Source organism: Phenylobacterium sp. (assembly GCF_022402485.1).
GTDB lineage: Bacteria > Pseudomonadota > Alphaproteobacteria > Caulobacterales > Caulobacteraceae > Phenylobacterium.
Window position 1 is genome coordinate 64,845 of sequence record NZ_JAKRSA010000028.1, and the last position, 22,453, is coordinate 87,297.

General features: G+C 65.8%; 19 protein-coding genes. 9 read left to right on the plus strand and 10 right to left on the minus strand.

What is annotated here, in order from left to right; translation table 11 throughout:
• Positions 1–52 precede the first annotated feature (52 nt).
• Positions 53–541 carry a peroxiredoxin gene (locus tag MH112_RS11730; protein WP_296567968.1) on the plus strand — a complete coding sequence of 163 codons (489 nt, stop codon included), beginning with the start codon at positions 53–55 and terminating at the stop codon, positions 539–541.
• 158 nt (positions 542–699) lie between these two features.
• The gene (locus tag MH112_RS11735; RefSeq protein WP_296567970.1) at positions 700–1,317 is read left to right on the plus strand and encodes a glutathione S-transferase family protein; all 618 of its coding nucleotides are present in this window, start codon (positions 700–702) and stop codon (positions 1,315–1,317) included.
• A gap of 6 nt (positions 1,318–1,323) precedes the next feature.
• Here the strand turns inward: MH112_RS11735 and MH112_RS11740 are convergent, their stop codons facing one another.
• From MH112_RS11740 to MH112_RS11750, 3 genes are read right to left on the minus strand one after another with little or no spacing between them, the layout of a single operon-like run.
• A complete protein-coding gene (locus tag MH112_RS11740; RefSeq protein WP_296567972.1) occupies positions 1,324–2,073 on the minus strand; it encodes a Sir2 family NAD-dependent protein deacetylase in 750 nt (249 codons plus the stop codon).
• Positions 2,070–3,338: a potassium/proton antiporter gene (locus MH112_RS11745; RefSeq protein ID WP_296568089.1), complete on the minus strand. Its 1,269-nt coding sequence runs from the start codon at positions 3,336–3,338 to the stop codon at positions 2,070–2,072. The genes MH112_RS11740 and MH112_RS11745 overlap by 4 nt, the downstream gene beginning before the upstream one ends.
• 57 nt (positions 3,339–3,395) lie before the next feature.
• Positions 3,396–4,694 (minus strand): dicarboxylate/amino acid:cation symporter, encoded by a 1,299-nt coding sequence (locus tag MH112_RS11750; protein ID WP_296567974.1) that lies wholly within the window; start codon positions 4,692–4,694, stop codon positions 3,396–3,398.
• 282 nt (positions 4,695–4,976) lie between these two features.
• Here MH112_RS11750 and MH112_RS11755 point away from each other — a divergent pair, with 282 nt between their 5' ends.
• Genes MH112_RS11755 through atzF form a run of 5 tightly spaced genes read left to right on the plus strand, consistent with a single transcriptional unit; the run spans position 4,977 to position 12,366 of the window.
• Complete coding sequence (locus MH112_RS11755; RefSeq protein ID WP_296567976.1) at positions 4,977–5,459, plus strand: CopG family ribbon-helix-helix protein; 483 nt, start codon at positions 4,977–4,979, stop codon at positions 5,457–5,459.
• Positions 5,456–6,286, plus strand: a complete 831-nt coding sequence (locus MH112_RS11760; RefSeq protein ID WP_296567977.1) for an urea amidolyase associated protein UAAP1 — start codon at positions 5,456–5,458, stop codon at positions 6,284–6,286. Before MH112_RS11755 ends, MH112_RS11760 begins: the two co-directional genes overlap by 4 nt.
• 12 nt (positions 6,287–6,298) lie before the next feature.
• Positions 6,299–6,931 carry an urea amidolyase associated protein UAAP2 gene (locus MH112_RS11765; protein ID WP_296567978.1) on the plus strand — a complete coding sequence of 211 codons (633 nt, stop codon included), beginning with the start codon at positions 6,299–6,301 and terminating at the stop codon, positions 6,929–6,931.
• A 14-nt stretch (positions 6,932–6,945) separates the two neighbouring features.
• The gene (gene uca, locus MH112_RS11770; RefSeq protein ID WP_296567979.1) at positions 6,946–10,560 is read left to right on the plus strand and encodes an urea carboxylase; all 3,615 of its coding nucleotides are present in this window, start codon (positions 6,946–6,948) and stop codon (positions 10,558–10,560) included.
• 27 nt (positions 10,561–10,587) lie between these two features.
• Entirely contained in the window at positions 10,588–12,366 is a 1,779-nt protein-coding gene (gene atzF / locus MH112_RS11775) for an allophanate hydrolase (RefSeq protein WP_296567980.1), read from the plus strand.
• Positions 12,367–12,374: 8 nt separating this feature from the next.
• Here atzF and MH112_RS11780 read toward each other — a convergent pair whose 3' ends face one another.
• From MH112_RS11780 to MH112_RS11790, 3 genes are read right to left on the minus strand one after another with little or no spacing between them, the layout of a single operon-like run.
• Positions 12,375–13,148, minus strand: coding sequence for an ABC transporter ATP-binding protein (locus MH112_RS11780; protein ID WP_296567982.1), 774 nt, complete (start codon positions 13,146–13,148; stop codon positions 12,375–12,377).
• The gene (locus MH112_RS11785; RefSeq protein WP_296567984.1) at positions 13,145–13,969 is read right to left on the minus strand and encodes an ABC transporter permease subunit; all 825 of its coding nucleotides are present in this window, start codon (positions 13,967–13,969) and stop codon (positions 13,145–13,147) included. The genes MH112_RS11780 and MH112_RS11785 overlap by 4 nt, the downstream gene beginning before the upstream one ends.
• A 58-nt stretch (positions 13,970–14,027) precedes the next feature.
• Positions 14,028–15,122, minus strand: a complete 1,095-nt coding sequence (locus MH112_RS11790; protein WP_296567986.1) for a putative urea ABC transporter substrate-binding protein — start codon at positions 15,120–15,122, stop codon at positions 14,028–14,030.
• A gap of 263 nt (positions 15,123–15,385) precedes the next feature.
• Between MH112_RS11790 and MH112_RS11795 the strand changes: the two genes are divergently transcribed.
• Positions 15,386–16,390, plus strand: a complete 1,005-nt coding sequence (locus tag MH112_RS11795) for a 2-oxoglutarate and iron-dependent oxygenase domain-containing protein (RefSeq protein WP_296567988.1) — start codon at positions 15,386–15,388, stop codon at positions 16,388–16,390.
• Between the two features lie 66 nt (positions 16,391–16,456).
• Here the strand turns inward: MH112_RS11795 and MH112_RS11800 are convergent, their stop codons facing one another.
• The 4 genes from MH112_RS11800 to MH112_RS11815 form a co-directional block, all read right to left on the minus strand.
• Positions 16,457–17,254, minus strand: coding sequence for a hypothetical protein (locus MH112_RS11800; protein WP_296567989.1), 798 nt, complete (start codon positions 17,252–17,254; stop codon positions 16,457–16,459).
• A gap of 63 nt (positions 17,255–17,317) precedes the next feature.
• Positions 17,318–19,684: a penicillin acylase family protein gene (locus MH112_RS11805; protein ID WP_296567991.1), complete on the minus strand. Its 2,367-nt coding sequence runs from the start codon at positions 19,682–19,684 to the stop codon at positions 17,318–17,320.
• Between the two features lie 68 nt (positions 19,685–19,752).
• Complete coding sequence (locus MH112_RS11810; RefSeq protein WP_296567993.1) at positions 19,753–20,544, minus strand: DUF1295 domain-containing protein; 792 nt, start codon at positions 20,542–20,544, stop codon at positions 19,753–19,755.
• Positions 20,545–20,584: 40 nt separating this feature from the next.
• Positions 20,585–21,868, minus strand: coding sequence for a cation:dicarboxylase symporter family transporter (locus tag MH112_RS11815; protein ID WP_296567995.1), 1,284 nt, complete (start codon positions 21,866–21,868; stop codon positions 20,585–20,587).
• Positions 21,869–22,052: 184 nt separating this feature from the next.
• Here MH112_RS11815 and MH112_RS11820 point away from each other — a divergent pair.
• A partial coding sequence (locus MH112_RS11820; protein WP_296567997.1) for a glutathione S-transferase N-terminal domain-containing protein occupies positions 22,053–22,453 on the plus strand: 401 nt, incomplete at its 3' end.

The window sequence follows — 22,453 nt, forward strand, 5'->3', positions numbered from 1 at the left end:
GGCTATCTGCTGGCCTTACGCCCATCTCGGCGACCCCATAAGGAGCACGGCCATGACCATCAAAATCGGCGATAAGCTGCCCACTGTCACCCTGACCCAAGCGACTCTCGACGGCCCCAAGCCCGTCACCACGGACGATCTGTTCAACGGCAAGAAAGTTGCCCTGTTCGCCGTTCCCGGGGCCTTTACCCCGACCTGTTCGGCCCGCCATTTGCCCGGCTATGTGGATAAGGCTGAGGCGATGAAGGCCCAAGGGGTCGAGCTCATCGCCTGTCTGTCGGTAAACGATGCCTTTGTGATGAAGGCCTGGGGCGAGTCGCAGGCCGTGGGCGAAGACATCATGATGCTGGCCGACGGCAGCGGCGACTTCACCCGTGCGGTGGGCCTGACCATGGACGCCACGAAGTTCGGCATGGGTGAGCGTTCGCAGCGCTATTCCATGATTGTCGAAGACGGGGTCGTGAAGTCGCTGAATGTCGAGGAAGCCGGCGAATTCCGTGTCTCTTCGGCAGAATATCTGATGGATCAGTTGGGCGGTTGATCTGCGCGGTGGGACGGCGCCGGTAGGCCTCGTCGCCGTCCCACGCCCTATAGCCTGTGGAAAGAGATCGGCGCTCTTTCGGCTATCACCTTGACCTTAACCTTGGGGAAGCGCGTCAACTCAGGCTGAAGCAGAAAAATCAGCCGGGAAGCGACACCATGAAATTTTACAACTCCACCGGACCTAATCCTCATGTGGTGAGAATGTTCATGGCCGAGAAGGGCCTGGAAATTCCCATGCAGCAGGTGGACCTGATGAAGGGGGAGAACCGTCAGCCGCCCTTCAACCAGAAGGTCAACGTCTCCGGTCAGTTGCCTGCCCTGGAACTGGATGATGGGTCGGTGATCTGCGAGATCATCGCCATCTGCGAATATCTTGAGGAGATCGCGCCTGAGCCGTCCTTGATCGGGACCACCGCCGAGGAACGTGCCCAGACCCGCATGTGGACCCGTCGGATCGACCTCAATATCGTTGAACCCCTAGGGGGCGGTTTTCGCGCAGCGGAGGGCCGCGCCATATTTGAATCGCGTTTTCGCCTGATCCGGGCCGAGGCGGCTGATGACCTCAAGGCAATCGCCCGGGACAAGATTTTGTGGCTCGACGGGCTGATGGAGGGGCAGGAATTCGTGTGTGGTGATCGCTTCACCCTCGCCGATATTCTGTTGTTCTGCTTCCTGATCTTTGGGGCCCGGGTCGGTCAGCCCATGCCCCCTGAGGCCAAGCATTTGCCGGCCTGGCTTGAGCGGGTGAAGGCCAGGCCCAGCGCCGCGGCCTGATGTGCCTTAACCTCGACCCAGAACGATCTCGCTAAGCGTGGGGCCGATCTCGTCATGGACGACCAGATCGGCTGCCTCGTCCTTCTCTGTGGGCTCCCGGTTGACGATGGCCAGGGGCGCGCCCCGTCGCTTGGCCAGCAGGGGAAACTCTGCAGCCGGATAGACTACCAGGGACGAACCCAGCACCAGGAAGAGATCGCAGGTGAGGGTGGCGGCGGTGGCCCGGCGCATCTCATGCTCGGGCATGGGCTGACCAAAGGAAATCGTGGCGGTCTTCACCAGCTCGCCGCATTCGTAGCAGGTGGGGATGTCACCGGTGGCTTCGAACTCGTGTTTCAGCTGCGGCAACTCGTGGCGCAGTCCACAGGCCAGACAGGTGGCGTAGGTCGCATTGCCATGCAGTTCGATGATCTTCTCCCGGGGCACCCCGGAGGCCTGATGCAGATTGTCGACATTCTGGGTGATGACCGCGTTGACCCGGCCTTGCTCAACCAAGCGGGCGACGGCGTGATGGCCAGCATTAGGTTCTCGCCCAGTCCAGCCTGCGCGGCCTGAGAAGGCGCAGATACAGGACTCCCGGCGCAGATCCTCGCGGGAGATGAAGTCCTGGAAGTAGATGGGCTTCATCTGGCTCCAGACGCCACCAGGACTCCGGAAATCAGGAATGCCCGATTCCGTTGAGATGCCAGCCCCGGTGAACACAACGATGTTGCTTGCGGCCTCGATCAGGCGGGCCAACTCAAGGCGGGGGCTCATGGCCGGGACTCCTCGTTGCTGGGCGAGGTTAAGGCAGAGTCGATGTCGTCAGGCGGCGATGACTTGGCGGCGGGGCGTTGGACGAGGCCCAGCTGCTTGGCCAGCAGGCCGATGGTTGGCCCCTGGATTATGCTTGAGGCCAGGACGACGAAGAAAACGATATTGAACATCGCCTGGGCGTCCTTCACCCCGGCCACGATGCCGAAGGTCGCCAGGACGATGGGCACTGCGCCCCGAAGGCCGGCCCAGGACACAAACAGTTTGGCCCGCCAGTCGAACCGGCCGAACGGGGCAAGGCTGACGAAGACACTGATCGGTCGCGCCACAAGCATCAGCACCGCGGTGATCGCCAGGCCGTCAAGGGCCACGGCGGGCAACTGATGGGGGAAAACCAGCAGGCCGAGCGTCAGGAACATCACCACCTGGGCCAGCCAGGCCAGGCCATCCTGGAACTGAGAGACCGCCCGGCGGCCCGGATAGTCCCGGTTGCCAGCCAGGACGCCGGCCACATAGGCAGCCAGGAAGCCGCTGCCCGCGAGCACCCCGGCCAGACCAAAGGCCAGCAAGGCGGCGGCCACCGAGATCACCAGGAACAACCCGCCCTGGCGCAGCTTGGCCCTGGCCAGGATCACGGTGAAGGCGTAGCCGACCAAGAGACCAATGCCGGCACCCAGCACCATCTGCAGGATAAAGTCGGGCACAAAGCTCACCAGGGGTGTGGTTGGCGCTGCGATCAAGGCCAGGGCGACCCCCACCAGGAAGATCGCCATCGGGTCATTGGAGCCGCTTTCGAGCTCGATGAGGGCCAGGACGTCCTCGCGGATCCTGGTCTCCTGATTGCGTAGGACGGCGAAGACAGCTGCGGCGTCGGTGGAGGCGATGACACTGCCCAGCAGGAAACCCTGCAGGGGTGTGAAATCGAGCAGGAGAACGGCTGACAGACTGACAATGCCCGCGCTGATCAGCACACCCACTGTCGCCAGGGCGAGGGCCGGCGTCAGGACCCGCCGGACCGCCTTCCAGGGGGTGTCGAGTCCCCCGGAGAACAGGATGAAGATCAGGCAGGCGACCCCGATGGTCTGGGCCACCTGATAGTCGGCAAAGCCGATTCCGCCTGGGCCGTCGGATCCGGCCAACATGCCCAGGGCCAGAAAGCCGATCAGCGCGGGCACGCCGAACCGGCTGGACAGTGTGCCAGCCAGCACCGTCGTCAGAAGCAGGACGCCTGTGACCAGCAGAAAGAGTTCAGGCGAGAGCGAGAGCATGAACACCTAGGTCGTTCATGCGCCGTCCCGCTGCAAGGCCTTAGGTGCCCCGTCGGCTCATTCGACGGGTTTGGCCAGATAAGCGGCTTCGTCCAGCTCGTCTTCCCACTTGGCGACTGTGACGGCGACGGCCAGGTCGGACGTGACGTTGGCCACGGTGCGGGTCATGTCCAGCAGTCGGTCAAAGGGCAGGACAAAGCCTACCACCAGGGCCGTCTGCTCTGGGGAAACGCCTAGGGTGGTCAAAACGGCGGCCAGCATAAAGAGGGAGGCCGAGGGAATGGGGGCTGTGCCTACCGAGACCAGGATCGTGGTCAGACCTGCCAGCAGGTACTGGGTCAGCGTCAGCTCAATCCCGAAGGCCTGGGCGGTGAACATGGCCAGGAGACCAATATAAAGCGCCGTACCATCCATGGAGACGGTCGTGCCCAGGGGCAGGGCGGTAGAGGCCACGGTGTGGCTGACCCCCAGGTTCTTCTCGGCCACCCGCATGGAGACCGGCAGGGTCGCAGCGCTGGAGGAGGTGGAGAAGGCCACCATCACGGAGTCGGGGATGTCACGGAAGAACGGCCAAACGGGCAGGCCGGCCATGAACCGAATCAGGCCCCCGTGGACCACAAAGATATGCAGCAGGCAGCCCAGCAAGAGCGCCGCGGCCAGTAGGAAGATATTGTAGAAGATGCTCAGGCCCGCCGTCCCCATGACCCAGGCCATCAGGGCGAAGACCCCAAAGGGCGCGACCTCCATCACCAGACGGGTGATGTAGAGAACCACCTCAACGCCGGCATCGAACAGCTTGCGGATCGGGTCGGCTTTTTCCCCGAGGGCGAGGATCGCAGCGCCCACCAGGAATGAGAAGAAGATCACCGCCAGGATGTCGCCGCTGGCCAGGGCCTGGATGGGGTTCAGCGGCACGATGCCGAGCAGCTGGTCACGGACCGGCGGGGCCGTCCCGACCGCCTCAGGCGTGACACCCGAGAAGGTGACCCCCTGGCCCGGAGCAAACAGTTGACCCATGCCCATCCCGACCGCCACAGCGATGGCGGTGGTCAGCAGGTAGAGGAAGATGGTCTTGGAGCCGATGGAGCCCAGACGCCTTGGATCGCCCATACCGGCAACGCCCGCGACAATGGAGACGAACACCAGAGGCACAACGATCATCCGGATCAGCCGCACGAACAGGTCGCCGACCCATTTGATGGCGGTGACCTGTTCCCCCAGCAGCAGGCCGGCGATCACACCCAGGACCAGGGCCAGCAGGATGCGCTTCCAGAGGACGACATCGAACCACCAGCGCTGAATCAGGCTGCGCTTGGCGGGGGCCTCAACGGCGGGGCTCGGCGGCGAATCGGTCATGCGACTCTCTTGGTGAAGGCGCCGCCCAGAGCGGCGTTAGGGTGCAAGGTTAGGGGGGTTATCGGCTCACGCCAAATCACCTTGCCCGACTGATCCCCGCATTGGTCCTTAGCAAGGAATAGCCCATGCAGATCACTTGGCGCGGTCCGTGTCCAGGGACCGGTGCCCGTCGGTTAGGCACAGCAAGGCCAGAGGTGCCCAAGTCGCAGGCTGGGCCTGGACCAGCGGGGCTTTCGGTATTACGAAAATTGACGAACGTAATAACGAGGCCAGGATCGCCCCATGACCGTGGAACCGATATCCCAGCTTGCCCGCCTCAGTGTCAGCCTGCCGGCTGAGCTCCTGGCTCAGCTTGACGCCATGGTGGCCGAGCGTGATCTACCCAGCCGCTCGCAGATGATCGCAGAGCTCATCCGGCACGAACTGGCCGAACACAGCGAAGGCCGGGACGGGGCTATTCTCGCCGGGACGATTACCCTGATCTATCGCGCCGAAAGCGGTCGGGTCCGCCAGGCCCTGGCCCAGGCCCAGGGGGCGTATCTGAAGGAGGTGATTTCCTCCCAGCACGTCTTCCTTGAGGATGATCAGTCCCTGGAGGTTCTTCTGGTCCAAGGCCCTTCGGAGCGATTGCACAGTCTGTGCGATGAACTACGCCGGATCCGCGGCGTGCATCAGATCCGGCTGGTAACCACCCGCGCCCTGCTGCCGCCCCTGCATGCCCATGGCCGGGGGGGCAAGGCCGCCCTGGCGGGGGGCGCGGCATGAGCGCCACCTCCACCGCCGATCCCAGGAGCGCCCAGGCCCATGCCCGGGCCCAGGGTGCCACGCGCATCGCGGCCATGCCGACCCTGCCGCCCAGCCAGGCCGTAAGCCTTCCCGAAGGCGTTCTGGCGCAGGACATGCTGTGGGAAGAAACCATCGGCCCTGGCGGATATGGCACCAAGCGTCTGAACCGCGGCGCCCGCCTGCGCCTGATCGATCTGGACGGGGACGCCTGCGCCTCGATGCTGGTGTTCAATGCCGAGAGCCCGGTGGAGCGGCTGAATGTGGCCGACACTGTCAAGGTGCAGTGGAACGCCTATCTGGGCCAAGGCCGTCTGCTGCTGTCGGATATGGGGCGGGTGATGATGAGCCTGCTGGAGGACGGGGCCGGGACCCATGACGCCTTCTGCGGGGCCTCCAATGCGGCCTCCAACGCCCGCCACTATGGGACAGGTGATAACTGGGGCCCACATCCGAACGCCCGCGACCGCTTTTCCCTGGCGGTGGCCAAGTCTGGTCTTGGCCGGAAGGACATCCACCCCTGCATCAACTGGTTCAAGGGGGTGAAGATCGGCGCAGAGGGTGAGGTGGAGGCAGAGGTTGGACCTTTCCATCCCGGTCGCAGCCTCACCCTGCGGGCGGAGATGGACCTGATCGTGGTGCTGGCCAACTGCCCCCATGTCCGCGACCCCAGGGAGACCTATAGCGTCACGCCCCTGCAGGTCAGCGCCTGGCGCGGGGCCGTGACGCCCGAAGACGATCCCATTCGCAATGCGACGCCGGAGGGGCTGCGGGCCTTCCTGAACGTCGAAGACTATTTCCGACGCTGAAAGGGGCCTGACATGACCGATGCCGCCCTAGCCGGATTGCCTGGCCCTGTCCTGCATGACGAGATCGTGCCGGCCCTCGCCCCCTGGGATCATGTGGTACGCCAGGGCCAGGTTCTGCGGATCGTCGACCTGGAGGGCAATCAGGCTGTCGACTTCCTGATGTACGCCCTCGCCGACGACGCTGAACGCTACAGCGCCCAGGACACCATCGCCGCTCAGGGCAATATCTTTCTGCGTACAGGATCTGTGCTGTTGTCCAATGAAGGCACCCCCATGGCCACGGTGCTTGGGACCTCGGTGGCCTATCACGACACCATCGGCGGGGCCTGTTCCTGCGAGAGCAACACCCTGCGCTATGGCCATCACACCAAGGGCCAGCACGCCTGTGTGGAGAATTTCCTGCAGGCCAATGCCCGTCACGGGCGGGGCAAGCGCGACATGGTCTCCAACATCAACTGGTTCATGAACGTCCCCGTCGAGGCCGACGGTGCCCTAGGCATTGTGGACGGCATTTCGGCGCCGGGCCTCTATGTGGACATCCGCGCCGAGATGGATCTGGTGGCCGTGGTGTCCAACTGCCCGCAGATCAACAATCCCTGCAACGGCTTCAATCCGACGCCGGTGCGTATGATCATTGCCGCCTGAGCGGGGTTCCTTCTGTGTTCACCAAGGTCCTCGTCGCCAATCGGGGCGCCATCGCCTGTCGCATCCTGCGTACGCTCCGGAAAATGGGGGTGGCGTCCGTGGCGGTATTCTCCGATGCCGACGCGGGCTCCCTGCATGTCAGCCAGGCTGACGAAGCCGTGCGCATCGGGCCTGCGCCCGCCGCCCAGTCCTATCTGGACGTCGACGCCATTCTGGCGGCGGTCCGCGCCACAGGTGCCCAGGCCATCCACCCAGGTTACGGCTTCCTGAGCGAGAATGTGGCCTTCGCCGAGGCCTGTGAGGCGGCTGGGATCGCCTTCATTGGTCCGACGCCAGATAATATTCGCGCCTTCGGTCTCAAGCATACGGCCCGGGATCTGGCCCAGTCCCAGGGCGTGCCCCTGGCGCCGGGCACCGACCTGCTGACGGACGCCTCGGCGGCCCTGTCATCGGCCTGTGAGATTGGTTTCCCGGTGATCCTGAAGGCCACCGCCGGTGGGGGCGGCATCGGCATGCGGGTCTGCGAGGATGAGGCGGGGGTCACCGAGGCCTTCGCCGCCGTGACGCGCCTGGCCGGCAGCAACTTTGCCGATGGCGGGGTCTTTCTCGAACGGTACGTGCGACAGGCCCGGCATATTGAGGTGCAGGTCTTCGGGGACGGGAAGGGCCACGTCGTCGCCCTTGGGGAACGGGACTGCTCCCTGCAGCGACGCAATCAGAAGGTCATCGAGGAGACCCCGGCCCCATACCTGCCGTCGGCCACCCGAGACGCCCTGATCGCTGCGGCCGTTCGCCTGACGTCTGCGGCCCGGTACCGATCGGCCGGCACGGTGGAGTTCCTCTATGACGCCGAGCGCGACGACTTCTTCTTCCTGGAGGTGAACACCCGCCTGCAGGTGGAGCATGGGGTGACCGAGCAGGTCACCGGGGTCGACCTGGTGGCCTGGATGATCCGGGCTGCGGCTGGCGATTACAGTTTCCTGCAGGGCTTTGAGGCCAAACCGAAGGGGGCCTCGATCCAGGCTAGGCTTTATGCCGAGGACCCGGGCCAGGACTATCGGCCCAGTTCCGGCGTGCTGACGGAGGTCCGCTTCCCCGACGGGATTCGCGCCGACTCCTGGGTGGTGGACGGGACCGAGGTCAGCGCCTTCTATGATCCACTCCTGGCCAAGCTGATCGTCACCGCGCCTGATCGGGAGCACGCTGTGGCGGCGCTGCAGACGGCGTTGGACGAGACGCGGCTGGCCGGGCTGGAAACCAATCTGGAGTGGCTGCGCCAGGTCGCCCGCAGCGACGCCTTCGTGTCGGGCCAGGTTTCGACGCGCGCCCTGGCCGACATCGCCTTCCAGCCCCAGACCATCCGGGTGCTGAGCGGCGGTCCCGCCACCACCGTCCAGGACTATCCCGGCCGGCAGGGCTTTTGGGATGTGGGCGTCCCGCCGTCGGGGCCGATGGACGCGGTGGCCTTTCGCTTAGGCAACCGGCTGCTGGGCAATATGGAGACCGCCGCGGGGCTGGAAATCACCGCGCTTGGTCCGACCCTTTTGTTCAATCGCACAGCCTCGGTCTGCCTAGCCGGCGCGGCGCTGGAGGCGAACCTGGATGGCGCGCCGGTCTCCCCTTACGTCCCATTCCAGATCGCTGCCGGCCAGACTCTGAAACTCGGACGGGTGAAGGGGCCAGGGCTTCGGGCCTATCTCCTGGTCCGCGGCGGGATCGACGTGCCGGCCTATCTGGGCAGCCGGGCAAGCTTCACCCTGGGCGGCTTCGGGGGCCATGCTGGCAGAACCCTGGCTGCCGGTGACGTCCTGCGGGTCGGCGACGGCCTGGTGGGGCCGCCGCGGGCGGCGCTGCCCCAGGACCAGCAGCCATCCCTTACCAAGGCCTGGATGGTCCGAGTGCTGGCCGGTCCGCACGGGGCTCCGGACTTCTTCACCGAGGACGACGTGGCGATGATCGCCAGCGCCCCGTGGAAGGTCCACTACAACTCCAACCGCACCGGCGTGCGGCTGATCGGTCCAAAGCCGGAATGGGCCAGACGCGACGGCGGCGAAGCGGGGCTGCATCCCTCCAATATCCACGACAACGCTTACGCCATCGGCGCGGTGGACTTCACCGGTGACATGCCGATCATCCTGGGGCCGGACGGCCCGTCCCTGGGGGGATTTGTCTGCCCCTTCGTGATCATCCAGGCCGATCTGTGGAAGGCCGGTCAGCTGGCACCGGGCGATACGGTGACCTTCCATGTCGTCAGTGACAACGAGGCGGTGGCCGCCGAGAAGGCCCAGGACGCCTTCGTCGCCGGTGCTGCGCCGCCGGCCGTGACGCCGATGCCTGCGCCGGCAGTGCTCTCCAGCGACAGCCCGATCCTCGGGGTCATCGAAGCCGTCGGCCATCGGCCCCGGGCCGTCTATCGCCGTCAGGGGGACCGCCACCTGCTGGTGGAGTACGGGCCCATTGTGCTCGACCTGGAACTGCGCCTACGCATCCACGCTCTGATGCTTGAGCTGAAAACCATGACGCTGCCGGGGGTCATCGACATCACCCCGGGGATCCGCTCGCTGCAGGTTCACTATGACAGCCGGGTGCTCTCGCAGACCGAGCTGCTGCGGGCGCTGACCGACGCCGAAGACCGGCTTGGGGGGCTGGACGACTTCGAGATCCCCTCCCGGGTGGTCCATCTGCCGCTCTCCTGGAAGGACCCTTCGATCTACGAGACCATCGACAAGTACATGGCCTCTGTCCGGGATGACGCTCCCTGGTGTCCCGACAACATCGAGTTCATCCGGCGGATCAATGGGCTGGCCAGCGAGGACGACGTCCATCGCATCGTGTTCGATGCCCGCTACCTGGTCATGGGCCTGGGGGATGTCTATCTCGGCGCGCCGGTGGCCACCCCCATCGACCCCCGTCACCGGCTGGTGACCACCAAGTACAATCCCGCCCGCACCTGGACGCCGCCCAATGTGGTGGGTATCGGCGGGGCCTATATGTGCGTCTATGGGATGGAGGGACCGGGCGGCTATCAGCTGTTTGGCCGCACGATCCAGATCTGGAACACCTATCGCCAGACTGCGGCATTCACTGAAGGCAAACCCTGGCTGCTGCGGTTCTTTGACCAGATCCGGTTCTTTCCCGTCAGCCATGAGGAGCTGACCGCGTGGCGGCGCGACTTCCCCCTGGGACGGCGTGAGATCCGCATCGACCATGAGACGTTTCGCCTGTCGGACTATCGCCGCTTCCTGTCCGACAACGCCCCCAGCATTGAGGCCTTTCAGAGCACCCGCGAGGCCGCCTTCAAGGCCGAGCGAGCGGACTGGGAGCGTCGCGGCGAGTTCGCCCGTGTTGAGGCCCTGGCCAGCGCCGCAGATGATGTGGCTGAAGCCGAGGCGATTGTGGCACCTGACGGTGCCGAACTGGTCGAAGCGCCCCTGGGGGGCAGCGTCTGGAAGATGCTGGTCCAGCCCGGCGACCGGGTCGAGAAGGGCGCGGTCATTGCCATCATCGAGGCCATGAAGACCGAGTGTGATGTGACGAGCCCCAGCACCGGGGTGGTCCGTGAAGTCTATGCCCAGGAGCGCCAGGCCATCGCCCCAGGCGCGCCGATGATCGCCCTCGAACCCGCCTGATCCGAACGCTCCTGCGCTGAGGTTTTCATGTCACGCCTGTCCGCCGCCGCCATCGCCGCCGAGGTCCGGTCGGGTCGCACCACCGCTGAAGCTGTCGCCCAGGACAGTCTTGTGCGGATCGCCGCCTATGATGGGGTTCAGCCTCAGACCTGGATCGAACGTCCCAGGGCTGAGGCCGTTCTGGCCGCTGCCCGTGCGGTGGACGCCCGGGTCGCCGCCGGCGAGGACCTGCCGCTGGCCGGGGTCCCGTTCGCGGTAAAGGACAATATCGATGTGGCGGGGCTGCCGACCACAGCAGCCTGTCCAGCCTTTGCCTATGTCCCTGAGGCGACGGCGACGGTGGTGGCCCGCCTCCTGGCCGCCGGCGCGGTGATGATGGGCAAGACCAATCTGGACCAGTTCGCTACCGGGCTGGTGGGCAGCCGCACGCCCTATGGCATCCCGGGATGCGTCTTCAACCGTGACTATGTGAGCGGGGGCTCCAGCTCGGGCAGCGCCGTCGCCGTGGGGGCGGGGCTGGTGGCCTTCGCGCTCGGCACCGATACCGCAGGGTCCGGGCGGGTGCCGGCCGCCTTCAATGGACTTGTGGGCTTCAAGCCCACCAAGGGGAGCTGGAGCACGACGGGCCTGGTCCCAGCTTGCCGTTCCCTGGACTGCATCACCGTCTTCACCGCCACCGCCGCTGATGCGGCCCTGGTGGACTCGGTCGCCGCGGGCTTTGATCCAACAGACCCCTATTCCCGTCAGCTGACCTCGGAGACGCCGGCCCTGGGTGCCGCCTACCGGATGGGCGTGCCGCGCCGCGATCAGCTCAACTATCTGGGTGATGGGGCCTCCGAGCGGCTCTACGATGAGGCGATCGCCCGGCTGGCGGCGACAGGGGCGACCCTGGTGGAGGTGGACATCGCCCCCCTTCTGGCCGCCGCCCAGCTGCTCTATGCCGGCCCCTGGGTCGCCGAGCGCACAGCCGCCATCGAAGACCTGCTGCGGACCCGGCCAGCGGCGGTTCACCCCGTGGTGCGAGCCATTGTTCAGACCGGATTTGGGGTTACGGGCCTGGAGGCCTTCAAGGGCCTCTATGCCCTTCAGGACCATGCCCGGGCGGCCCAGGCGCTCTGGGCGCAGATTGACGTTCTGCTGCTGCCCACGGCGCCGACCATCTACCGGATCGCCGAGGTGCTGGTCGAGCCTTTCGCCCTGAACGCCAATCTCGGCCTCTACACCAATTTCGTGAACCTGCTCGACATGAGCGCCATCGCCGTGCCGGCCGGCTACCGGGACAATGGCACGGGCTTTGGGGTCACCTTGATTGGTCCAGCCTTCGCCGACCCCGCCCTGCTCGACCTTGCCCGCCGTTATGAGGAGATCCGTCCCATGCCCGCAGCCCCTGACCTCGACACCACCGGCATTGCCCAGACTGTGCGCCTGAGCGTGGTGGGCGCGCATCTGGCGGGCATGCCGCTGCACTGGCAGCTGACCTCCCGCAATGCCCGTCTAGTGGCCCGCACCCGCACAGCGGCGGCGTACAAGCTCTTCGCCATGGCTGACACGACGCCGCCAAAGCCGGCCTTGATCCATGTGGGCGAGGAGGACGGTGCAGCCATCGAGGTTGAGGTCTATGAACTGGACCTGGCAGGGTTTGGTAGCTTCACCGCCGAGGTGCCGGCACCCCTGGCCATCGGGACGGTGAGCCTGGAGGACGGAACCGCTGTGAAGGGGTTTGTCGCTGAGCCCCGGGCGCTCACCGGGGCCAAGGACATCACGCACCTGGGGGGCTGGCGCGCCTACATCGCCAGCCTCGCCTAGACAGGTCCCTAGGCACCGCTGGTCATGGCCGCGATCTCCTTGGGGATCGCGGTCTTGCGCTTGTCGTCCAAGGGGAAGTCATAGACGGCGGTAGAGCCATAGCGATGCGGCGCATGGGGGTCATGGCGGCGCTTGTCCACGGCGATCACCCGGGTGCCCAGTTTGAAGGCTTCCTTGATGTCGTGGGTGACCATCAGAATGGTCAGCCCATGCTCGCGCCAAAGGCCGGTGATCAGCTCGTGCATATCGAGGCGGACGCCAGGATCGAGGGCGCCAAAGGGCTCGTCCAGCAGGAGGATGCGTGGCCGGGTGATCAGGGCCTGAGCAATGGCCAGACGCTGCTGCATGCCGCCTGACAGGGCCCGGGGAAAGGCTTTCAATGCCGCGCCGAGGCCGACTTGCTGCAGGATGGCCACGGCATCAGCTCGCGCCTGTCGTCGCGTCGCCCCGACCAGGAGGCCCGTAAGCGGCGCCTGCTCGCAGCGGGCGCCGAACATGACGTTCTCCAGCACGCTCATATGGGGAAACACGGAATAGCGCTGGAAGACCACCCCGCGATCGGGGCCAGGCTCAGGGGGCAGCGTTGCCCCGTCCAGCAGGATGGACCCGCGGCTCGGTGCCTCCTGGCCAAGCGCCAGGCGCAGAAAGGTGCTCTTTCCGGCCCCTGAGGGACCGACGATGGAGACGAAGGCACCCTTAGCTACCTCCAGATTGACCTTCTCCAGCACCACGTGATCGCCGTACTCGACCCAGACATCGCGGAAGGACAGGACCGGGGTCATCGACGGCCTCCGGGGGTGTGGGCCCAGCGGAAGGCGGTTCGGCTCCAGGCGAGCAACAGCAGGTCGATGACGACCGCCAGCAGGGAGATCCAGACGACGTAGGGCAGGATGATGTCCATGGCCAGGTAACGGCGAACGAGGAAGATGCGGTAGCCGAGGCCCACATCGGAGGCGATGGCCTCGGCGGAAATCAGGAACACCCAGGCCGGCCCCAGGGAGAATCGCACGCTGTCGATCAGCCGTGGCATGGCCTGAGGCAGGGCGACCTTCAAGGCCACCAGCCAGGTGGAGGCCCCCAGGGTCTGGGCCTTGACGATCTGTTCCTCAGGAATGGCCCCCACATGTGAGGCGAGGTCACGGACCATGAAGGGGGTGATGCCGATGAAGATCAGCACGATCTTGGAGGTCTCCCCCAGGCCAAACACGATGAACAGGATCGGCAGGATGGCGATGGGGGGGATCACCGAAATGGTGGCCACAAGGGGGCCGAGGCCTGCCCGGGCATAGGGCAGGAGCCCGATGGACAGGCCCAGCACCAGGGTGGTGAGGGCGGCTGCGCCCATGGCGATCCCCAGTCGGGTGAGGCTCGCCTGTGTGTCGGCCACCAGGGGGATTTCCCCAGTCCGGGGGTCTTCCTGCAGGGCCATGATCTCCATGGACTGGGCCATGGCGGCGGGCGTCGGCAGGATCTTGTCGCGGGGATTTTCAGCGTGCCGGGCCTGGGAGGCCACCAGATAGAGCAGGACCAGGATGGCGATGGGCAGCAGGCCCAGAAGGAGGCGACCGCCGCCACGCGGCCTGGCGTTCAGCAGTCGGCGCATGGGGCGGTCACCTCGGTCAGGGGTACGCGTTTACGCAGGTGGTAGAAGGCGAGGTGGCTTACAGGGCACCGTCCGCCGCCATCTGGGTATAGGTCGGATCAAAGCGCAGCATCACATTCTCAGGATTCCCCAGGATCTTGTCGCCGGGGAAGCTGATGCCGATGTCATCCACCGACCGGGCACCCTGGCCAAACAGACCGGCCTGGAAGCTGAACTGCCGGACCTTGTCATTGGCTGTGACAATGTCGGTGCCCATCATCGCCGCCAGGGCATCCTGGGGCGTGTAGTACATGAAGGTGGTGGCAAGCTGCGCTTCGTAACCCGCGAGGTCGGTGCCCGAAATCTGAGCCATGGCTTCACGGGCGGCCGCACCTTCAGGGGTATCGGCGCTCATCAGGGCCATGGTTTCGTACCAGATGCCGGCCAGAGCCTTGCCCAGATTGGGATTGGCTGCCAGGACTTCGGTGGAGACGATCATCAGGTCGAGGATCTCGCCGGGGATCTGAGTGGAGTTGAACACCTCCACAGCCCCAGGCTGCTTCTTGATTTCCGCCAGTTGCGGGTTCCAGGGGACGACGGCGGTGGTCTGCGGGGCGGTGAAGGCCGCCACCATGTCGGCGTCGGAGGTGTTGACCACCGACACATCCGTCATGGCCAGGCCCGCGCTCTCCAGGCCCCGGGCCAGCAGATAGTGCGAGACGGAGTTCTCAACCAGGTTGACCGAGCGACCCTTGATGTCGGCCAGGGTGGCACCGTTCTTGAGCACGATCCCGTCATTGCCGTTGGAATAGTCGCCGACGATGAGCACCGTGGTGTCCTTGCCCGCGGCGGCGGGAATGGTCAGGGCGTCCATATTGGTGGAGGTCACCCCGTCCAGGGTGCCTGCAGTGAACTGGTTCAGGGACTCCACGTAGTCGTTCACCTGAACGAGCTTGATGTTCACCCCATACTTGTCCGACCACTTCTTCACGATCCCGGCCTGCTCGGCATAGGGCCAGGGCATCCAGCCAGCATAGATGGTCCAGCCGATGGTGAACTCCTCGGCGGCCTCGGCACCCTTGGCCGTCTCCTCGGCGCTCTGACTGCAAGCTGCCAGGGCGAGGCTGCTCGCCGCCGCCACCGCCAGGGTGCGTAATCCCTTGACCCACTTCATGCGGATTCCCCTTCAATCCTCGGCCACGCCGGCATGACGCGCCCCTGAGAAGTATTACATTCAGATGCATTCGTAATATTCCAACCGGCTTGGTGCGGTGCGAAACGCCGGTGTTCCAGACGCCCGGATTCCAGGCGCCGAACACCTCCCGCGCTCAATTCCTGCGCAGTCTTAGGGCTGGCGCAGGTCCTGGCCTTGCGCCGGACCAGTTATTACGAAATGCAGAAATCGTAATCACCACGCCCTGACAGCGGAGGCCTTCTGTGCGCGCGGATTTTGACGCCATCCCGGTGATCGATATCACGGGCCTCGCCTCGCCTGACCCGGCTGAGCGGCGGAGGGTCGCGGATCTGATGGGGGCCGCGGCCCGGCAGGTGGGGTTCCTTTATGTGTCCGGTCACGGTCTGAACGAGACCCTGTTCGACGCGCTTCTTGCCCAGGCCAAGGTCTTCTTCGCCCGTCCGCTGGAACAGAAGATGGCCAGCTATATCGGCGGCTCGACCAATCACAGCGGCTATGTGCCGGAGGGCGAAGAGGTCTTTCCAGGCGGAACCATTGACCGCAAGGAGGCCTACGACCTCAATCTGGACCTGCCGGACGCCGAGGCGGCGACGCCGATGCTGGGGCCGAACCTCTGGCCGCAACAGGCCGGGTTCAAGGCCGCAGCCAGCGCCTATTACGACGCGGTCTCCGAGCTGGCCCAGCGACTGTTCCGGGGGTTTGCCCTAGCACTTGATCTGCCTGAGGATCATTTTGAGCCCTATCGCCGGCGGCCCCCCAGCCAGCTGCGCATGATCCATTATCCCTACGACCCGGCCGCCGAGGATCGGGAGGGCATCGGCGCCCACACCGACTATGAGTTTTTCACGATCCTGCGGGGCACCGCCCCGGGGCTCGAAGTGCTGAATGGTGCCGGCCAATGGATCGATGCCCCACCCAGACCCGGCTGCTATGTCATCAATATTGGCGACATGCTGGAGGCCTGGACCAATGGTGCCTTCACCGCCACCACCCATCGTGTGCGCAAGGTGGCCGAGGAGCGCTACAGCTTCCCGTTCTTTGCCACCTGCGACTATGAGACCGTGGTCGAACCCGATCCACGACTGCTCACCCCGGAAACCCCGGCGCGCTATGGCCGGCTGATGTCTGGCGAGCACCTGTTTGCCCAGACCGCCCGCACCTTTGGCTATCTGAAAGCCCGCCAGGCCCGGGGAGAACTGGTCATGGCTGTGGAGACCCCAAGTTTCGGGCGGCAGGACCACCCCTAAGCCGCAGGCCTGAAAGGCGGGGCCGGGACCTGAGGTTTGCCAGCCCGTCGCGCTTGAGGGGGTGTTTCAAGGCATGGTGCCGATGGCGGGGGCGAACAGGCCCGGCAGTTGCCCCTCAGGATCTTCCAGCTCCAGCAGACTCCAGAGCGCGCCGTAGTCCGTGGTGAGCTCCCCGTGTTCGACGGAGATTTGAGGGGGCGTCGACCAAAGGCTCTGCCCCTCTCGCCAGGGCAGGGTTGAGTGCCTGATCTGCCAGTCTTTGCCAATGCGACCATAGCAGATCGGCATGTCCAGCAGGGCGTAGGCGACAGCTCGGTCGCCAGCCGCCAGAGCAGCACTGACGAGGACCGGCAGGGACTGGCCCTCCGGCAGGGGTGCCGCCCGCGCTTCAATCTGCAGAAAGTGATCTCCGGCCAGGATCAACAGACCCCGCCCTGCCGGTTGTTCAAAGGCGGCCCGCAGGCCCTGGCTGTCGGGCTCATGCCGCCAGATTTCCTCATATTCGACGTGAATGCCCCCCTCGATCAGGACGTCCCCCTTGATCGCCCAAGTCCCTTCGTCTGGAACGGGGCCAGGGGGCTGGTAGTCCAGGTCCCGGCGCCAGGCGCACATCTCCGGCGTCACGGTGAGCTGGCCGGCAAACCCCTGAGCCTCGGCCAGGGCCAGAAGTTCCGCATCAGTAAAGTCTGCGAAGCTGCGGGCGTCCCGCCTGCGGGGAATGTCGATGCTGAGGCGGATATCTCCGTACCAGCTACAGGACTGCACCCAGAAAACCCGGCTGGTGTCGTCCAGATCGCCCCCTGGGGCAGTGATCTGCTCGCGCCGCCAAACCCCTGTGACCTCGGCAGGAACCTTGGCGCTCATCAAGGACAGATCTCCAGAGGGGGGTTCGAGTGTCGGGGGTGATCGATGAGCCTCAACAGCGCCTCACGGTGCTGGCGTTAGGGTCAGCACCGTCGTGGTCGCAGCCTCGATCGCCGGACGGCTATAGAGCAGCGGCACATAGTCCCCCCGGACCCAAAGGGGGAACAGGTCGCGGTAGTGCGGGCTGGACGGATCGCCGGACTGGCCCGGGGTGTTGATCGCCACGCTGTTGTCCCAGGCGCCAACATCCAGAACCATCCGGAATGAAGCCCCCGACACCACCTGGAAATCACTGGACCGCCATGAGGCTGCCAACGGGCTCAAGCTGGTGCCGGCCATGGGCGCAGGTCCCACGGCCAGCCGCGCGGCGGCGGCGGTGGTCAGGCGAGGTGCCAGGGCGTGCTCAAAGCGGGCCTGATGCAGATCGCCCCAGGCCCAGGCCGAGGGATCGGCCCCCAGGCGGCGGCTGACCTCCTCGAGGGCCGCGTTCAGGCTGTCCGCCAGGATCGGGGCGCGCACCTGCGGGGGTGCAGCGATCAGATAATCGCTGATGGCCATTTGGTCGCCGGCGCCGATCAAGGCCTGGACTGCGGCGGGTGCCGCCGCCTTTACCGTCGTCTCACCCAGGTGCTTGGCCAGCCAGACTTCGTAGAGAGCCGCAGCGGCGCTGTCGGCCTCGGTCCGGCCATTCCAGGCCTGCAGCAGGCTGATGGCCTGGGCCAGCCTGGGTTCGGGGTCCTTGATGTCCGCCAGCAGCGGGACGAGGGTTTCAGCGGTGATGTTGGTGGGGTCGGTCTGCAGGGCCATGGCGTCGGCCAGGGTGACCGAGGCATCAGCTGCGAGCACCCTGGCGATCTGGTCCATCCGGGCGGGATTGGTCCACTCGAAGCCGATCACACGGTCGGCGGGATGGTCCGCCGGCAGATTGAACTGGTTCGCGGTGGCCAGCCAGCCTTCGGCGGGATTGTAGCGACTGGGCAGATCGGCGGCGGCCATGAAGCCTTTCCACTCATACCGGCCGTCCCCGGGTACCGGCATTAGCCCATCCCAGCCCTCGCGCACGGGAATACGGCCAGCGGCGATCCAGCCAATATTGCCGGAGGTGTCGGCATAGACCTGATTTTCGCTTGGGGTTCCAAACCGACCCATGGCCTCGGAGAACGTCCCCCAGTCCTGGGCGGTCATATAGTCGGCTGACCCGAAATAGGCCGAGGCCCCCGGGTCGCTCCAGACGCTGCGCACCACATAGGCGCGGCGGTTCTGCGGGTCTTCGAAGACCACCGGCCCATGGCGGGTGAACTTCAGCTCGACGGTGCGGGGCGCCTGGCCTGCGACCTCAACGGTCTCGGTGACCACCTGCATGGACGCCCAGCCCTGGCCATAGCGGTAGCGGTTGGGGTCGCTGGGGTCGGTCTCATAGACATAGAGATCTTCCTGATCGGCCGGGAAGATGGTCAGGCCAAAGGCGATAGTTCCATTGTGGCCGATGGAGATGCCCGGCAGGGCGGGCTCGCCGGCCCCGATGGCCGAAAACCCCGGCGCCTCCATGTGGACGATGTAACGCAGGGAAGGCACGCCATGGGCTCTGTGGGGATCATTGGCCAGGATCGGCCGCCCGGTGGCCGTGCGTGAAGCCGCCACGGTCCAGTTGTTCGATCCGATGGCGTCGGCGGGAATGTCCTCGGCGATAGCCACCACCTGGCCCGCCTTGAAAGTCACCCCTTGGGTCGCCAGGCGATAGTCGCCAAGCACCTCGGCAGGAATGGTGCAGGGATCGAGACCCTCGGGGATGGACAGGCTGTGGGCGGGCTCCAGGCGGCGGTTGAGGGCGTTGGCCTCCAGGCCGGCGGCGCAGGTGATGCGGGCCCGCTCCACCTCGGCGGCGGCGTTGCGCGTCAGCCCATGGCTGCGAATGCGCACCACATCTTCAGGGGTCCAGAGGTCCGGTGTCGTCCCGGTGATCTGGAACTCTTCCGGCAAGGGTCGGTCGCCGGCGGTGATCTCAGCGACATAGGCGTTGATTCCGGCGGTGAAGGCTTCGGTATAGCCTTTGGCCAGGGGCCCATAGGCCGCCCATTCGGCGTCCATATCTCCGCGATAAAGAAACAGGCGTGAGGCCCGATCCTGGGCGGCATAGTCCGGGCCGAAGTCCGCCGCCAGCAGGCCCAGGCCACGCTTGCGCCAGAGGTCGATCTGCCACAGCCGGTCTCGGGCGACGTTGTAGCCTTGCAGGAAAAAGGCGTCGCGGACGCTCTGGGCATAGATGTGAGAGATGCCCCAGCGGTCGATCAGGATCTCTGCCGGTGCCTCCAGCCCCGCCACGGTCTGGGTCTGGCGGGCCGGCTCTGCGGCGGCGACGTGCAGGGTGATCCCGGCCAGCGCCAACCCGAGCAGGCTGCGTCCCACATAGCCTTTTGCAAACCGTCCCATGCGCCCGCTCCCTTGTTGTCTTGTTAGGGCCAGCTAATCGGCAGTTGGGGGCGGTGGCAATGCGAGGCTCAGTCCCTGCGGGGCGGCCAGGGGATGAAGCCGGAGGTTTTGCGAATATAGGCGGCGTATTCCGGGCGACGGGTCTCCATGCCCTTTTCCACCGTCGGGGCGCCGCTGCCCTTGGTCAGCAGGAAGGTGATGATGACCGGGCCGATGAATGACCACAGACCGAGTCCGGTCTCAGCGGCGATCAGATAGAGGCCCCACCACAGGCAGGCATCGCCGAAATAGTTGGGGTGACGGGTGTAGCGCCATAGGCCTGTGTCGAGCACCTTGCCCCGGTTGGCGGGGTCGGCCTTGAAGCGATCGAGCTGCATGTCGCCCACGGCCTCGAAGACCAGGCCAAACAGGGCCAGGGCGACGCCGACCGCTGCCAGGGCCCCAAAGCTCAGCGCGGGCTCCACCTGGCCCATCTGGACAGGCAGGGCGACCAGCAGCTGCAGGGGCAGTTGTGGGGCGAAGACGAAGATCAGGGCTGAGACTGGAAAGCTCCAGCCGCGGCGGTGGCCATCGGCCAGCATCTCCTCATAACGACGGTCCGGGCCGTGCGCCCGCCAGCGGCGCAAAAGGTGAGGTCCCAGACGCAGGGCCCAGGCCGTGGCCAGAAGGGCCAGCAGCCATCCATGCAGACCAGACCCGCCGCTGAACACCAGGCTGGTCCAGGCCAGTAGGGCCATGCCTGTGGGCCACCAGGCGTCGATGAAGCTCACATCCCGCAGGCGGATGGCCAGGGCCCAAAGCACCCCATAGATGGCGGTCAGGATCAGGGCGTTGAGGGCGAGCAGTTGCCAGAGGGGCACAGGCGATCTCCGGGATGGGCCAGCGAAACGGGCTCGCTGATCAGGTTACGCTGGCCACAGCTACAGGGATGCGCGGCTCCTCGTCTTCGAGGTCCTCCGGGGGCTCTGGCAGCACAGCGGCCACGGCCATATCGGCGGTGACATTGCCGACGGTGCGGAAGATGTCGGGGATCACCTCCACCGCCAGCAGGATGGCCAGGATTTCCAGGGGCACCCCAAGGGCCACGCAGATCGGCGCCATGCTGGCGAAGAAGGAGATCTGGCCCGGCAGACCGACCGTGCCGACACTGACGGCCAGGGCCACCGTGATGGCGGCAACGATCTGACCGGTGCTGGGCTCCAGCCCATAGAGTCTAGCGATGAAGAACGCGACCGCCAGGTTGGCCACCGGACTGGTCATGCGGAACACCGCCACAGCAAGGGGCAGGACCACGCCGGTCAGTCGGGCCGAGGCCCCCATCTCATCTCGGGTACGCTCCATCATGGCCGGCAGGCAGGCCAGCGAGCTCTGGGTGCTGAAGGCCAGGACCTGCACCGGGGCGCAGGCTCTGACAAATCGACCGAAATCCTTGCCGCGCAGGACCGCCACCAGAGTGTAGGGAATGATCAGGGCACCAATGGCCACGGCTGAGACCATCAGCACGTACTGGGTCAGGGTCCCGGCCGCGTCCAGGCCCGTCCGCAGGCCGATGCCTAGGGCCAGGGCGAAGACGCCTAAGGGCGCGGCCACCAGCACCCAGCGCACGATGATGATCATCGTCTCCGACACGGCCCGGAAAAAGGTGATCAGCGGATCGCGGAGAGTCCAGGGCAGGCGCGAGGCGGCAAAGCCGAAAATCAGTCCAAAGACGACGATCTGCAGGATGGCGTCCTCGGCCGCCGCCCGGATGGGATTGGCCGGGGCCAGCGTCGGCAGCCAGTCTCGGAAGCCGGTGGGATTGGCTGAAATTTCCCCAGGCTGGGCCGCGCTGGTCAGGGCGGCTGCGCCCGCCGGGTCAATGGGCCAGAGCGCCAGCAGGCCATTCATGGCGCCTGTGCTGTAAAGGGCTGCGGTGAGCAGGACCGCGGCGAAGATCATGAAGGCCCGCGCTGCCAGCTTGCCCGTGGCGGCCACGTCGGCGGCCGAAGCCACACCGGTAACCAGCAGAGAGAAGACCAGGGGGACGATGGTCATGCGCAGGGCATTCAGCCACAGGGCGCCAATGGCCTCGAAGGTTTCGGCCCCGTTGGTCAGGGCCGGCGCATTGGCCGCATGGATGCCTGCGCCCAAAAGCAGTCCGCCCACCAGGGCGGCGAGCACAAACAGGCTGAGGGATCTGTACATCAGGAATCTCCGGCTGGTCGGGGAACATGTCACGGCCTGAAGCCAAAGCGCCATCGAAACCCTGCGGGTCAAATCCCAAGACCCCCGACAGGGCCAGCCCTTGTCCATCTGCTCAAACGCTCTGCGCCAAGGGGGCTGTCGCAGGATCGGAGGACAGGTTTCCCGGCAGGACCAGGGAGACGACATGCTGACGGTTTGGGGACGTGCGGACTCATCGGCCACGGCGCGGGTCATGTGGGCCTTGGGCGAGACGGGCACGTCACATGAGCGGCGGGACTGGGGCGGGGCGTTTGGCGGCGGCGATGATCCGGCCTATCGCGCCCTCAGCCCCCATGGCCGCATCCCCGCCGTCACCGGGACGGACGGCTTCAGCCTGTGGGAATCCAACACCATCATCCGCTGGCTGGCGACCCGTCATCCCGAGGCTGGGCTCTGGCCCGTTGATGAGGCGGCGCGTTGGCAGGCGGAGGCCTGGATGGACTGGTCAAACGCCCCTGGCCGGGTGATCGGGACAGTACGCACCGCCTATCGCCGGCAAAGTCCAGACCCAGCCGAGATGCGTCGGACCATCGCTGCGGCCGCCGA